Annotated in this window: 12 protein-coding genes; 9 read left to right on the forward strand and 3 right to left on the reverse strand. The window is 63.1% G+C overall.

Translation table 11 applies throughout. From position 1 onward, the window contains the following. Nucleotides 1-121: 121 nt before the first annotated feature. From NKK51_RS01040 to NKK51_RS01055, 4 genes are all read left to right on the forward strand, one after another. Nucleotides 122-1,564, forward strand: coding sequence for a methylmalonyl-CoA mutase subunit beta (locus tag NKK51_RS01040; RefSeq protein ID WP_128302977.1), 1,443 nt, complete (start codon nucleotides 122-124; stop codon nucleotides 1,562-1,564). After that, nucleotides 1,561-3,678: a methylmalonyl-CoA mutase gene (gene scpA, locus NKK51_RS01045; RefSeq protein ID WP_352550695.1), complete on the forward strand. Its 2,118-nt coding sequence runs from the start codon at nucleotides 1,561-1,563 to the stop codon at nucleotides 3,676-3,678. Before NKK51_RS01040 ends, scpA begins: the two co-directional genes overlap by 4 nt. Nucleotides 3,679-3,806: 128 nt before the next feature. Continuing rightward, the gene (locus NKK51_RS01050) at nucleotides 3,807-4,037 is read left to right on the forward strand and encodes an AbrB/MazE/SpoVT family DNA-binding domain-containing protein (RefSeq protein WP_081734931.1); all 231 of its coding nucleotides are present in this window, start codon (nucleotides 3,807-3,809) and stop codon (nucleotides 4,035-4,037) included. After that, nucleotides 4,034-4,420, forward strand: coding sequence for a type II toxin-antitoxin system death-on-curing family toxin (locus tag NKK51_RS01055; protein WP_352550697.1), 387 nt, complete (start codon nucleotides 4,034-4,036; stop codon nucleotides 4,418-4,420). Before NKK51_RS01050 ends, NKK51_RS01055 begins: the two co-directional genes overlap by 4 nt. Here the strand turns inward: NKK51_RS01055 and greA are convergent. After that, entirely contained in the window at nucleotides 4,417-4,890 is a 474-nt protein-coding gene (gene greA, locus NKK51_RS01060) for a transcription elongation factor GreA (RefSeq protein WP_023812770.1), read from the reverse strand. The genes NKK51_RS01055 and greA overlap by 4 nt on opposite strands. Before the next feature lie 120 nt (nucleotides 4,891-5,010). Here greA and NKK51_RS01065 point away from each other — a divergent pair, with 120 nt between their 5' ends. Further along, the gene (locus NKK51_RS01065) at nucleotides 5,011-6,387 is read left to right on the forward strand and encodes a TIGR03808 family TAT-translocated repetitive protein (RefSeq protein ID WP_352550699.1); all 1,377 of its coding nucleotides are present in this window, start codon (nucleotides 5,011-5,013) and stop codon (nucleotides 6,385-6,387) included. Here the strand turns inward: NKK51_RS01065 and NKK51_RS01070 are convergent. Both NKK51_RS01070 and NKK51_RS01075 read right to left on the reverse strand, forming a co-directional pair. After that, a complete protein-coding gene (locus NKK51_RS01070; protein WP_023812768.1) occupies nucleotides 6,380-7,384 on the reverse strand; it encodes an asparaginase in 1,005 nt (334 codons plus the stop codon). The two genes, NKK51_RS01065 and NKK51_RS01070, sit on opposite strands and share 8 nt — an antisense overlap. Before the next feature lie 25 nt (nucleotides 7,385-7,409). After that, the gene (locus tag NKK51_RS01075; protein ID WP_127397353.1) at nucleotides 7,410-8,576 is read right to left on the reverse strand and encodes an acetyl-CoA acetyltransferase; all 1,167 of its coding nucleotides are present in this window, start codon (nucleotides 8,574-8,576) and stop codon (nucleotides 7,410-7,412) included. A gap of 200 nt (nucleotides 8,577-8,776) precedes the next feature. Here NKK51_RS01075 and betI point away from each other — a divergent pair, with 200 nt between their 5' ends. The 4 genes from betI to betA are packed head-to-tail and all read left to right on the forward strand — an operon-like array spanning nucleotide 8,777 to nucleotide 13,539. Beyond that, complete coding sequence (gene betI / locus NKK51_RS01080) at nucleotides 8,777-9,367, forward strand: choline-binding transcriptional repressor BetI (RefSeq protein WP_023812766.1); 591 nt, start codon at nucleotides 8,777-8,779, stop codon at nucleotides 9,365-9,367. Next, nucleotides 9,364-10,893: a choline-sulfatase gene (gene betC, locus NKK51_RS01085; RefSeq protein ID WP_352550701.1), complete on the forward strand. Its 1,530-nt coding sequence runs from the start codon at nucleotides 9,364-9,366 to the stop codon at nucleotides 10,891-10,893. The genes betI and betC overlap by 4 nt, the downstream gene beginning before the upstream one ends. Next, entirely contained in the window at nucleotides 10,893-11,894 is a 1,002-nt protein-coding gene (locus NKK51_RS01090; RefSeq protein WP_352550703.1) for a threonine/serine dehydratase family protein, read from the forward strand. The genes betC and NKK51_RS01090 overlap by 1 nt, the downstream gene beginning before the upstream one ends. Then, entirely contained in the window at nucleotides 11,887-13,539 is a 1,653-nt protein-coding gene (gene betA / locus NKK51_RS01095; protein WP_352550705.1) for a choline dehydrogenase, read from the forward strand. The genes NKK51_RS01090 and betA overlap by 8 nt, the downstream gene beginning before the upstream one ends. Nucleotides 13,540-13,562 lie beyond the last annotated feature (23 nt).

A 13,562-nucleotide genomic window follows, 5' to 3' on the forward strand; every position in this document is an offset into this window, starting at 1 on the left:
CCGACCTATATCTGATGGATCGAATCCGGTCTCTGAAAGCGCATTGCATTGCGATATCGGACCGGGGACCGTAGACTGAACCACTCCCGGCCGGTGCGGCCGCATGAAACGAGGAGGACGGATGGGCGCCGGAGCCTTGATCCAGGACGTGGAACCCGAAAACATCGAGCGCCAGCGATGGCTCGCCTTGGCGGAAAAGGCTTTGGCAGGCGCTTCTTTCGAGGAAAGGCTGGTCTCGCACAGCGACGACAACATCCGTATCGAACCGCTCTACGATCGCAGCACCGCGGCGGAACCGACCGTGCGCGCAAACCCGAAATCGCCATGGATCGTCAGCCAGCGAGTCGACGATCCCGACACCAACCGCGCCAGAAGCCAAGCGCTGGAGGATGTGGCACAGGGTGCCACGGGATTGTCGCTGGTCTTCGAGGGGGCGCCGAACGCGTTCGGATACGGCTTGCCGAGAACGGCGGAGGCGTTGGAGGCGGTGCTGGACGGCATACCGCTCAACCGCATCCAGGTTCGCATCGACGCCCATCCCTGGAGCCGCGCCGTGGCCGACTGGCTGGTCGCTTTCCTGAGCAAGCGGCGGTCGGACCCGGCAAAACTCAACCTCTCCTTCGGCATCGATCCAGCGGCGATCTTCGCGGGAACCGGTCGGCTGCGCATGTCGATCGAGGCGCTGCAGGCCTCCATGCCGCAGTCGCTGGCGCATTTCTTCGCGATGGGCGTTCCGGGCGTGCTGCTGGAAGCTGACGGGCGCGTGTTCCACAATGCCGGCGCCACGGAAGCGCAGGAGCTTGGCATCATGCTGGCTTCGGCTGTCTCCTACCTCAGAATGTTCGAGACGGCGCGGCAGCCGCTTGTCTATGCCGCACCTCATATCGGTTTTGCACTCAGCGTCGACCAGGACCAGTTGCTGTCGATAGCCAAGATGCGGGCGCTGCGCAGGCTCTGGGCGCGGGTGCAGGAGGCTTGTTCGATCCCGACATCCACGGCCAGTATCCATGCCGAGACGTCGTTTCGCATGATGACGGCGATGGACCCGGAGACCAACATCCTGCGCACCACCATTGCATGCTTTGCTGCGGCGTGCGGCGGCGCCGATTCGATCTCCATCCTGCCGCACACGATCGCGCATGGTCTGCCGGCGGGTTTTGCCCGTCGTGTTGCCCGCAACACGCAGCTGATCATGGCCAATGAAAGCCATATCGATCATGTCGCCGATCCCGCCTATGGTTCCGGCGCTGTGGAGGCGCTGACCATGGAATTGTGCGAGCTGGCCTGGGCGGAATTGCAGACGATCGAAGCCGAGGGCGGTGTCCTGTCCAGCCTTCAGGACGGACACATCCAGAAGCGCGTCCACGCAGCGGCGGAGCAGCGCAATGCAGCCTACCGCACAGGTGAACGGGCCATCATCGGCACCACGCTCTATCCATCAAAAGACGAACGCCCGGTCGAGACGCTGGCGGCGGAACGGCGACCGGCCTTCACCGAAGGCGTTGCCGTCTGCGAGCCGCTGTTTCCAGTCCGCATCGACCAATCGATCGGAGCCGGCTCTTGATCCCGGACTTCGGCCAGATCGGCTGGATCCCGCCACGCCGCACGCCTGTCGAGGTCAAAGGCCAGCGGACCACGCCGGAAGGGCTCATTGCCAAGCATCTGTACAATCAAAGCGATCTCAAGGGGCTGCCGCATCTCGACACCTATCCCGGCCTGCCGCCCTTCGTGCGCGGCCCCTACCCGACCATGTATGTCCAGCAGCCCTGGACGATCCGGCAATATGCCGGTTTCTCGACGGCCGAAGATTCCAACGCTTTTTACCGACGCAACCTTGCCGCCGGCCAGAAGGGGCTGTCGGTCGCCTTCGATCTCGCCACGCATCGCGGCTATGACAGCGATCATCCGCGCGTTGCCGGCGATGTCGGCATGGCGGGCGTCGCCATCGATTCCATCCTCGACATGCGGCAGCTCTTCGACGGCATTCCGCTCGACGAGATGACGGTATCGATGACGATGAACGGCGCGGTGCTGCCGATCATGGCGCTTTACATCGTCGCTGCGGAAGAACAAGGCGTTGCGCAGAAGGATCTCGCCGGGACCATTCAGAACGACATTTTGAAGGAATTCATGGTCCGCAACACCTACATCTATCCGCCGAAACCTTCGATGCGGATCGTGTCGGACATCTTCTCATACACATCGAAGAACATGCCGAAGTTCAATTCGATATCGATCTCCGGCTATCACATCCAGGAGGCCGGCGCGACGGCCGACCTTGAGCTCGCCTACACGATCGCCGATGGCATCGAGTATGCCCGCGCCGGCGTCGCGGCGGGCCTCGACATCGACCGCTTTGCGCCTCGCCTGTCCTTCTTCTGGGCCATCGGCATGAATTTCTTCATGGAAGTCGCCAAGCTGCGGGCTGCGCGCCTGTTGTGGGCGACCCTGATGCAGAAGAATTTTTCGCCCAAGGACGAGCGCTCGCTGTCGCTGCGCACCCATTGCCAGACTTCTGGCTGGTCGCTGACGGCGCAGGATCCCTACAACAACATCATCCGCACCATGATCGAGGCGATGGCTGCAACGCAGGGCCATACCCAGTCGCTGCACACCAATTCCTTCGACGAGGCGATGGCGCTGCCGACCGACCATTCGGCGCGCATCGCCCGCAACACCCAGCTCATCCTGCAAAAGGAATCCGGCACCACGCGCATCATCGACCCGTGGGGCGGTTCGGCCTATCTCGAACGGCTGACGCATGATCTGGCGGCGCGCGCCCTTGCCCATATCGAGGAGGTCGAGGCGCTCGGCGGCATGGCCGCTGCGACCGAACAGGGCATACCCAAGCTGCGCATCGAGGAAGCCGCCGCACGCACGCAGGCGCGCATCGATTCCGGCGAGCAGATGCTGGTCGGCGTCAATGCCCATCGGCCCGAGACCGACATCGAGGTCGACGTGCTGAAGATCGACAATGCCGAAGTCAGGGCGCGGCAATTGTCGAAGCTGCAACGGCTGAAGGGCACGCGCGACGTCGCCGCAGTCGAAAGCGCGCTCGATGAGCTGACCCGTGCCGCGCAAGGCAATGAAAACCTGCTGGAATTCGCCATCCGAGCCGCGCGCGCCAATGCCACGGTCGGCGAGATTTCATTCGCGTTGGAAAGGGCGTTTGGGCGCCACGTCGCCACGGTACAGACCATTTCCGGGGTCTATCGCAAGGCGCTTGGCGATCATCCCGTGGTCGAGGGTCTGCAGGACAAGCTTGACGCCTTCGAGAAGAAGACCGGCGGCAAGCCGCGCATCCTGGTCGCCAAGATGGGTCAGGACGGCCACGACCGTGGCCAGAAGGTCATCGCCACGGCCTTCGCCGATCTCGGCTTCGACGTCACCGTCGGCGCGATGTTTCAGACACCCGATGAGATCGCCAGGCTGGCGGTCGCACAGGACGTCCACATCGTCGGCGCCTCGTCGCTGGCGGCGGGACATCTGACGCTGATCCCCGAACTACGTGACGCGCTGAAAAAGCTCGGCCGCGGCGACATGCTGATCGTCGCCGGCGGCGTCATCCCGCCGCAAGACTATGACGCGGTGCGGCAGGCGGGAGCTGCCGAGATCTTCCCGCCGGGCACGGTCATACCGGAAGCAGCGGATCGTTTGTTGGACCGGCTGCTGGCTTGACATTCAACGCTTGTCGTTATAATCACTGTTGCAACAGCATATAGAGTGTCTCCTCCTGCACGGCTAGTGGACTTGAGCGTTAACTCAAGTCCACTAGCCGTGCAGGAGGAGACTGAAGGAGGTCACAAATGAACATTACCGTACGCAAAATCGGCAATTCCGAAGGCGTGATTTTGCCCCGGGAAATGCTTGACCGGCTAAATGTTCGAGCAGGAGATACGCTTGTTGCCGCCGAGAACGCAGGCGAGCTTCGGCTTCGTCGGCTTGCGAGCGATCCTGAAGAATTTGAAAACAAAATGAAGGTAGCTCGCGAACGGATGAAAAAATATGAAGTTGCTTATCGCGCACTAGCGAAGTGAGTCAGCATCATTCGCGAGAATTTGTCGAGGCGCTTGACACTGAGCAATTGCGCCTTCACGGTGGCGCGCCGGGCATCCGCGATGAGGGTATGCTGGAATCGGCGCTCCACCGGCCGCAACAGAGAGAGAGCTATGGAGAGCCCGATCTCTGCGAATTAGCATCGGCGTATCTCTTCGGTATCGCCAAGAACCATCCCTTCGTTGACGGCAACAAACGCACTGCTTTTGCCGCAGCAGACTTGTTTCTCTACTTCAACGGGTTGAGCATTGAAGCCGATCCTGCGGATATCATCCAGTTGGTTATGATGGTTGCCGCCAGCGAGATCGATGAAGCCGGTGCAGCCGCTTTCTTCCGCGACCATGTCGTCAAGCTTGAAGACTAGCCATCGGAAAGCTTGACGATTTCCCATTCCTTGCCGTTGACGCTGGCCAAGTCGCCGACCTTCTTGCCGAACAGGGCGACAGCCATCGGTGACACATGGGAAATCGTGCCCTTGGCCGGATCGGCCTCGTCCTCGCCGACGATCTTCCAGTGCACCTTCCTGCCGTCATTGCTCTCGATCGTGACGCCCATGCCGAAGCGCACAAGGTTACTGCCCGGCTCCGGTACGGAGAGTTCGGCGCTTTCACGCCGGGCGGTCCAATAGCGCAGGTCGCGCGACACGACCGCGATGCGCTCGCGGTCGGCTTTGCGTTCGGCCTTCGCCAAGATATCGCGCAGATCGGCGAGATTGTCCTCAATCTGCGTCAGGCCGCGTTCTGTCACCAGATTGCGATGGTGGCTGACTGGCCGTTCACCGACGCCGGCGATGGCATTTTCGCTGTCTTCCTCGCGCGTGAAAGCTCTGCTCATTTCCTGAACTTAGGCCCGCAGAAGCTGCTCGACAAGCCATTGTCGCGCGCTCGGCAGGAGAGACAGAACGGCTGGCACGATTCCTGCGACAGCAGGCTTGAACGCTGGGATTCTGTGCCGATGTTGAACAGACGAACGCTGCTGACCGGGACCGCCGGCTTTGCCGTCATGGGGCTTGCGCTTGGCAAGGCGGTGGCCGCAAACCTGACTGGCATCGAGAAAGCCTCGATGCGCGGCTCGATCAATGCCACCGACCTCGGCGTGCAGCCCGGCACATCAGACGATCAGAGCAAGGCCTTCGCCAAACTCCTGCGTGACGCAAACAGCCGCGACATGCCGATATTCCTGCCGCCCGGCACCTATGTCGTCTCCAATCTTTCGCTGCCCGGCCGCGTGCGGCTTTCCGGCGTGCCGGGCGCGACGCGCATCGTTTACGGTGGTGACGGCCACCTGTTCATGGCCGAACAGGCCGACCATATCGAACTTAGCGGTCTGGTCTTCGATGGTTCGAACCGCACGATGGGCGATTACACGCAAGGGCTGCTCGATCTGCGCCGCATCGCGCACCTCGCCATCGACAATTGCCAGATCACCGGCAGCGGCAAGAACGGGCTGGCGCTGGAACACGCGATCGGCCGGGTCGAGCGCAGCGAGATATCGGGCGCCGCCGATGCCGGCATTTACTCGGTCGAGGCTGGCGGGCTGTCTATCACGGGCAACACCGTCTCCGATTGCGCCAATGGCGGCATCCTCGTGCACCGCTGGCAGGCGGCGGAAGACGGCACCATGGTCATCGGCAACCGCGTCCAACGAATCCAGGCACGCGGCGGCGGAACCGGGCAGAACGGCAACGGCATCAATGCCTTTCGCGCCGGCAATGTCGTCATCTCGGGCAACATCGTCTCGGACTGCGCCTTCTCGGCGATCCGCGCCAACAGCGCCAGCAACCTGCAGATATCGGGCAACACCTGCTCGCGCTCGGGCGAAACGGCGGTCTATTCCGAATTCTCGTTCGAAGGCGCCATCATCAGCAACAACATCGTCGACGGTGCCGCCAACGGCATCTCGATCGTCAATTTCAACGAAGGCGGCCGCATGGACGTCTGCTCGGGCAACATTGTGCGCAATCTGTCGACCAGCGGCCCCTACCCTGCCGACGCGCCAGGGTTTGGCGTTGGCATCGGCGTCGAAGCCGACACAACCGTTTCCAACAACGTCATCGAGAACACGCCGCTCTATGGCATGCAGATCGGCTGGGGCCCGTACCTGCGCAATGTCGTCGCCACCGGCAACATCATCCGCAAGGCCGGAACCGGCATCGTCGTATCCGTGGTCGAGGGCGCCGGTACGGCCATCATTTCAGACAATGTCATCGACGGCGCCCTGAACGGAGCGGTTGTCGGGCAGCGCTGGGCCGAGCCGGCGACAGGCGATCTCGCCTCGTCAAACGATAGCGGCTATGCGCATCTGACCGTCGAGCGCAATCACGTCAGTTGAGGGCCGCTGTCGGCCTCAGCGCCCCGACCTTGGCACCGTTGCGGTTTTCGATGGGCGTGTTTGCCAATTCGCTCAGCTTGAACGCCAAGGCCTCGTCGGCGCGCAAAAGTTTGGCAAGGACGGCGGCAGCCATGGCTTCGCCGGCGCGGCCGGCGCCATCGTCGCATTTGAGCGCGATGCCGAGACCGAGCTCCGGAATTGCGGCACAATGGACGCCCTCGGCGCCGCCTTTGGTGAAAATCCGCCCTGGTGCGGCCTGCATCAGCGCGACGTCTTCGCGGCCGCTGCCGGCAACGAAGAAGGGCTCGGCCATGCAGGCGAAAAGCAGCCGCTTTGCAGCCTTGGCTCGCTCTGGGCCAAAACCTGATGTCGTGGCCATGCGGGCAAAGCCGAGCGCGAAGCTCCTGAGCGGCACCGCATAGGTTGGGATCGAACAGCCATCAATGGCTCGCTGGTCCTCACCATGGACAGCGCCCGTCACCGATTGCATGGCGTCGCGCACCATCTCCTGCAGGCCATGTCCCGGCTTGACATAGCCGCGATGCGCAATGCCGGCGTGGACGCAGGTGCAGAGGAAGCCGGAATGCTTGCCGGAACAATTGTTGTGCAATGCGTTCGGCGAGCCGCCGGCGCGGGCGAGCGCAATCTCGGCGTCATGATTGGACGGCCAATGCGTGCCGCATTCGAGCGCCGATCCGTCCAGCCCGGCCTTGGCCAGCATGGATCGCGCAAGGTCGACATGGGCCGGCTCGCCCGAGTGGGAGGCGCAGGCGAGCGCCAGTTCGCGGTTGCCGAAGCCATAGGCATCCGCCGCCCCGCTTTCGACCAATGGCAGTGCCTGGATCGCTTTGACGGCGGAGCGCGGAAACACCGGCTTGGCCGTGTCGCCGATCTCCCAGACGGGCTTGCCGTCGCCATCGAAGACCGCGACTGAGCCGCGATGCGCGCTCTCGACGATCGCGCCGCGCAACACTTCGATCAGAACCGGATTTGTCATGAACCCTCCCGTAAATGCGGGCGGTTTATCTGATCCGGTCGAGAATGGAAACGTAGTTGGCCACCGCCGCACCGCCCATGTTGAAGATGCCGCCAAGTTTTGCGCCCGGCACCTGGATGCCGCCGGCTTCACCGACAAGCTGCATGGCGGTCAAGACATGCATCGACACGCCCGTGGCGCCAATCGGATGGCCCTTGGCCTTCAACCCGCCGGAGGGATTGACCGGCAGGCGACCATCCCTAGCCGTTGTGCCGTCCAGCGCCAGCTTGGCCCCCTCTCCCGGCTTGGCAAGGCCCATCGCCTCGTACTCGATCAGTTCGGCAATGGTGAAGCAGTCATGCGTTTCGACGAAGGACAGATCGTCGAGCGTCACGCCGGCCGATTTCAACGCCCGGGTCCAGGCCTGTTCGCAGCCTTCGAAGGTCAGGATGTCGCGCTTCGACATCGGCAGGAAATCCTGCACATGCTCGTTGGCGCGGAAGGCAACGGCACGGCGCATCTTCAGCGCCGTGGCGGTGTCGGCAAGGATAAGGGCGGCGGCGCCGTCGGAGACCAGCGAGCAGTCGGTGCGCTTCAGAGGACCGGCGACGAAGGGGTTCTTCTCGCTCTCCTGGCGGCAGAACTCATAGCCGAAATCCTTGCGCATCTGCGCATAGGGATTGTCGACGCCGTTCTTGTGGTTCTTGGCGGCAATCATGGCCAGCGCATCCGACTGGTCGCCGTAGCGCTGAAAATAGGCCTGCGCGATCTTGCCGAAGACGCCAGCGAAACCCGCCGGTGTCTCGCCGTCCTCGGGCAGATAGGACGCCTTGAGCAGGTTTTTGCCGATCTCCGGCCCCGGCGTTGTCGTCATCTGCTCCGCGCCGACCACCAGCACGATGCGAGCGGCATTGGCGTCGATGGCACGGATGCCCTGGCGGACCGCCGCCGATCCGGTGGCGCAAGCGTTTTCGACGCGCGTCGCCGGCTTGAAGCGCAGCCGGTCGTCGGCCTGAAGCACCAGGCTGGCGGTGAAATCCTGCGCCGAAAAGCCGGCATTGAAGTGGCCGAGCACGATCTCGTCGACCTCGTCCGGACCAATGCCGGCATGGTCGAGCGCGTCCGTAGCGACCTTGACGATGAGGTTTTCGAGCGTTTCGCCCTCAAGCTTGCCGAAGCGCGAATGCGCCCAGCCAACGATGCATGCGGTCATGGCGGTCTCCATCCTTGGCGCCAGCCTAGCATGTGGGCCACGGCGCATTTCGCCTCTATTGTTCAAATCTAAACAATCCTGCTCGCCTCGTGAAGGGCTGGAACCAGACAATCGCTTGGTACAGGCGACGCCAGTGCTGATTTTTTTGTTGATTGACCCGTCAATAAAAAATAATCCTTCTCGAAAGGGATCATTGCAAGATGCCGAAAATCGGAATGGAACCGCTGCGCCGCAAGGCGCTTATCGACGCGACGATCTCGGCGATCGGCGAGCGCGGCTCGCTCGACGTGACCATGTCCGAAATCGCCGGGCGCGCAGGGGTTTCGTCGGCCCTTGCCCATCACTATTTCGGCGCCAAGGACGAGCTGCTGCTGGCAACGATGCGCCACATCCTGGCCGAACTGACCGCCGACACGTTGCGCGCCCTTGGTTCGGCCAACACCGCGCGCGAGCGCGTCTCGGCGGTGGTCGCCGTCAATTTCTCCGACATCCAGTTCCAGCCGGAAACCATCGCCGCCTGGCTCGCCTTCTATGTCGAGGCGCAGAAATCATCGGCGTTGCGCCGACTGCTCAGGGTCTATGCGCGGCGACTGCATTCGAACCTGATGAGCGGGCTTGTCGGCATCTTGCCCAGAGCCGAAGCCGACCGCGCCGCCGAAGCGACAGCGGCGATGATCGACGGGCTCTACATCAGGCGGGCGCTGAAGGACGGCGTGCCTGATGCCGCGACCGCGATCGCGCTGGTCGAGGACTATCTCGAAACCAAACTTGGCGAGCGGCGCAAACAGTGACAATTAAGCGATCCAATTTCCTGATCGTCATGGTCGATCAGCTCAACGGAACCCTGTTTCCGGACGGGCCGGCGGAGTTTCTGCACGTACCGCACCTGAGGGCGTTGGCCGCACGTTCGGCGCGCTTTGCCAACAACTACACGGCGTCGCCGCTCTGCGCGCCGGGCCGTGCCTCGTTCATGAGCGGGCAATTGCCGTCGCGCACCGGCGTCTATGACAATGCCGCCGAATTCGCCTCATCGATCCCGACCTTCGCCCATCATCTGCGCTCTGCCGGCTACTACACCTGCCTGTCGGGCAAGATGCATTTCGTCGGGCCGGATCAGCTGCACGGTTTCGAGGAGCGGCTGACCACCGACATCTACCCGGCCGATTTCGGCTGGACGCCGGACTACCGCAAGCCCGGCGAGCGTATCGACTGGTGGTATCACAATCTGGGCTCGGTGACGGGCGCCGGCGTCGCCGAGATCACCAACCAGATGGAGTATGACGACGAGGTCGTGTTCCTGGCCACACAGAAGCTCTATCAGCTTTCGCGCGAACAGGATGATGCGAACCATCGGCCCTGGTGCCTCACCGTATCGCTGTCGCACCCGCACGATCCCTATGTCGCGCGCAAGCAGTATTGGGATCTTTACGAGCACTGCCAGGCGCTGGACCCGGAAACCGGGTTCATCGCGCATGACGAGCAGGATGCGCACTCCCGGCGGCTATACCACGCCAGCGACTATCCTTCTTTCGAGATCACGCCGGAACAGGTGCGTCGTTCGCGGCAGGGCTATTTCGCCAACATCTCCTATGTCGACGACAAGCTGGGCGAGATCCTGAACGTTCTCGAGCGCACCCGCATGGCCGACGACACAATCGTCCTGTTCTGCTCGGACCACGGCGACATGCTCGGCGAGCGCGGCCTGTGGTTCAAGATGAGCTTCTTCGAGGGCTCGGCGCGGGTGCCGCTGATGATTGCCGGCAAGGGCGTGCCAGCCGGGCTGATCGAGGCGCCGGTTTCCAATCTCGACGTGGCGCCGACGCTTTGCGACCTCGCCGGCGTCGACATCGCTGCGATCGCACCATGGACGGACGGCCAGTCGCTGCTGCCGCTCACCGAGGGCATTGAGCGCACCGCGCCGGTGTTGATGGAGTATGCGGCCGAAGGGTCCAATGCGCCTTTGGTGGCGCTCCGCGACGGCAGATACAAATTCGTCCATTGCGAACTCGACCCGCCACAACTGTTCGATCTCGAAGCCGACCCGCTCGAGCGAAACAATCTGGCCGACGATCCGGCCAATGCGGGCCTGGTGGCGGCATTCATGGACAAGGTCCAGGCGCGCTGGGACATGGCCGGCTTCGACGCCGCTGTCCGCGAAAGCCAGGCGCGCCGCTGGGTCGTCTATCCGGCGCTGCGCAACGGCGCCTATTACCCCTGGGATTTCCAACCCCTGCAAAAAGCGTCCGAGCGCTACATGCGCAATCACATGAACCTCGACAATCTCGAAGAGAGCAAAAGGTATCCGCGAGGCGAATGATGTCAGACCTTCTCGTTCCCTCCCTCGACCACCTCAAGCAGGCCTATGCCGTTACATCCAGGGCGACACAGATCACGCCGCTGCTGGAATCGGCGGCACTGGCCCGAGAGACGGGGGCGGCCCGCGTCTTCATCAAGCCGGAATCGCTGCAATGGGCCGGCTCATTCAAGGTGCGCGGCGCCTATTGGCGGCTGGAACAGCTTTCGCCCGACGAGGCCAGGAAAGGCGTCGTCGCCTACTCCTCCGGCAATTTCGCTCAAGGGCTGGCGGCCGCCGGCCAGGCGCTCGGCATTCCCGTCACCATCGTCATGCCGATCGACGCACCGGCCGCCAAGCGTGACGCCACGGAGGGCTATGGCGCCCGCGTCGTGCTGACCGACCATGGCGAGCGCGCGCGCGAGGAAGTCGCGGCCGCCAAGGCGCGCGAGATCGCCGAGACCGAAGGCTTGGCCCTGCTGCATCCGTTCGACGATCCGGAAATCGTCGCCGGCCAGGCGGGCGCCGGCCTCGAAGCGCTCCACCAACTCGAAGCCAAAGGTGCTAGCGCTGGTCTTTTGTTCTGTTCGGTCGGTGGCGGCGGGTTGATCGGCGGCGTTTCGCTCGCCTTCCACTATCTGTCGCCCGCCACTGAGATCATCGGCGTCGAACCGGAAGGTTTCAACGGCATGGGCTCGTCGCTGGCGCATGGCGCCATCGAGACGATGCCAATCGGGCCGAAATCGATCTGCGACGGACTGATGTCGCGACGGCCAGGCGACGCGCCGTTTGCCGCGGTGAAGACGGCAGGTGTTCGCGGCATCACCGTCGACGACGCGTCTGTCCGCCGGGCGATGCGGATCGCCTTCGAACGCATGAAGCTGGTGCTCGAACCGTCGGGGGCGGCGTCACTCGCCGCACTGCTCGGCGGCAAGGTGGATGTGAAGGACAAGATCGTCCTTGTTGTGGCTACCGGCGGCAATGTCTCGCTCGCCGACTTTATGGCGCATATGAACCATGCTTGAAGCAGATTTCGTCATCATCGGCTCCGGCTCGTCCGGCTCGGCCATGGCCTATCGCCTGTCGGAGGACGGCAAGCATTCGGTCATCGTCATCGAATTCGGCGGTACCGATATCGGGCCGCTGATCCAGATGCCGTCGGCACTGTCGATCCCGCTCAACATGAGCCTCTACGACTGGGGCTTTGCCAGCGAGCCGGAGCCGCATCTCGGCGGCCGCGTGCTGGCGACGCCGCGCGGCAAGGTCATCGGCGGCTCGTCTTCGATCAACGGCATGGTCTATGTGCGCGGCCATGCCCGCGACTTCGACCATTGGGCCGAAGAGGGTGCGGCCGGCTGGAGCTTCGCCGACGTGCTCCCCTATTTCAAGCGCATGGAGGACTCGGATGGCGGCGAGGATGGCTGGCGCGGTCACGGCGGGCCGCTGCATGTGCAGCGCGGCTCGCGTAAAAATCCGCTCTACGGCGCCTTCGTCGAGGCTGGCCGCCAGGCCGGGTTCGAGCTGACCGACGACTATAACGGCTCCAAGCAGGAAGGTTTTGGGCCGATGGAGCAGACCATCAGTGGCGGTCGCCGCTGGTCGGCGGCATCGGCCTATCTGAAACCGGCGCTGAAGCGCAAAAATGTGAGTCTGGTCAAGGGCTTTGCGCGGCGGGTGATCATCGAGAATCAACGCGCCATCGGCGTCGAGATCGAAGCTCTCAAACAGATTCAGGTCGTTAAGGCGCGACGTGAGGTGATCGTTGCCGCATCATCGATCAACTCGCCCAAGATCCTGATGCTGTCCGGCATCGGCCCGGCCGAGCATTTGCGCGAAAACGGCATTGCCGTGGTGGCCGACAGACCCGGCGTCGGCCGCAATTTGCAGGACCATATGGAGCTCTACATCCAGCAGGAATCATTGCTGCCGATCACGCTCAATTCGGTGCTGAATCCGTTCTCGAAAGCGCTCATCGGCGCGCAGTGGCTGTTCCTCAAGACCGGGCTTGGCGCCACCAACCATTTCGAAGCGGCGGCCTTCGTGCGCTCGCGCGCCGGCGTCGACTACCCCGATATCCAGTACCATTTCATCCCTGCGGCTGTCCGTTATGACGGCAAGGCGGCGGCCAAGTCGCACGGCTTCCAGGCGCATGTCGGGCCGATGCGCTCGAAGTCGCGCGGCTCGGTGACGCTGCGCTCGCCGGACCCGAAATTGAAGCCGGTGATCCACTTCAACTACATGTCGCATCCTGACGACTGGGCGGAGTTCCGCCACTGCATCCGGCTGACGCGCGAGATCTTCGGCCAGTCGGCGTTCGACCCCTATCGGGGCAAGGAAATATCGCCTGGCAGCCACGTGCAGTCGGACGACGATCTCGACATCTTCATCAGGGATCACGCAGAGAGCGCCTACCATCCTTGCGGCACCTGCAAGATGGGCCGCGCCGACGACATGATGAGTGTCGTCGATCCGGAGTGCCGGGTCATCGGCGTCGAAGGATTGCGGGTCGCCGATTCCTCGATCTTCCCGCGCGTCACCAACGGCAATCTCAATGGGCCCTCGATCATGACCGGCGAAAAGGCTTCCGACCACATCCTTGGCCGCACGCCGCTGGCGCCGTCCAACCAGGAACCATGGATCAATCCGCGCTGGCAGGTCGCGGATCGATAGGGCATTGTCGAACGGACTTGGTA

It is taken from the genome of Mesorhizobium sp. M0011, from assembly GCF_040324155.1.
GTDB lineage: Bacteria > Pseudomonadota > Alphaproteobacteria > Rhizobiales > Rhizobiaceae > Mesorhizobium.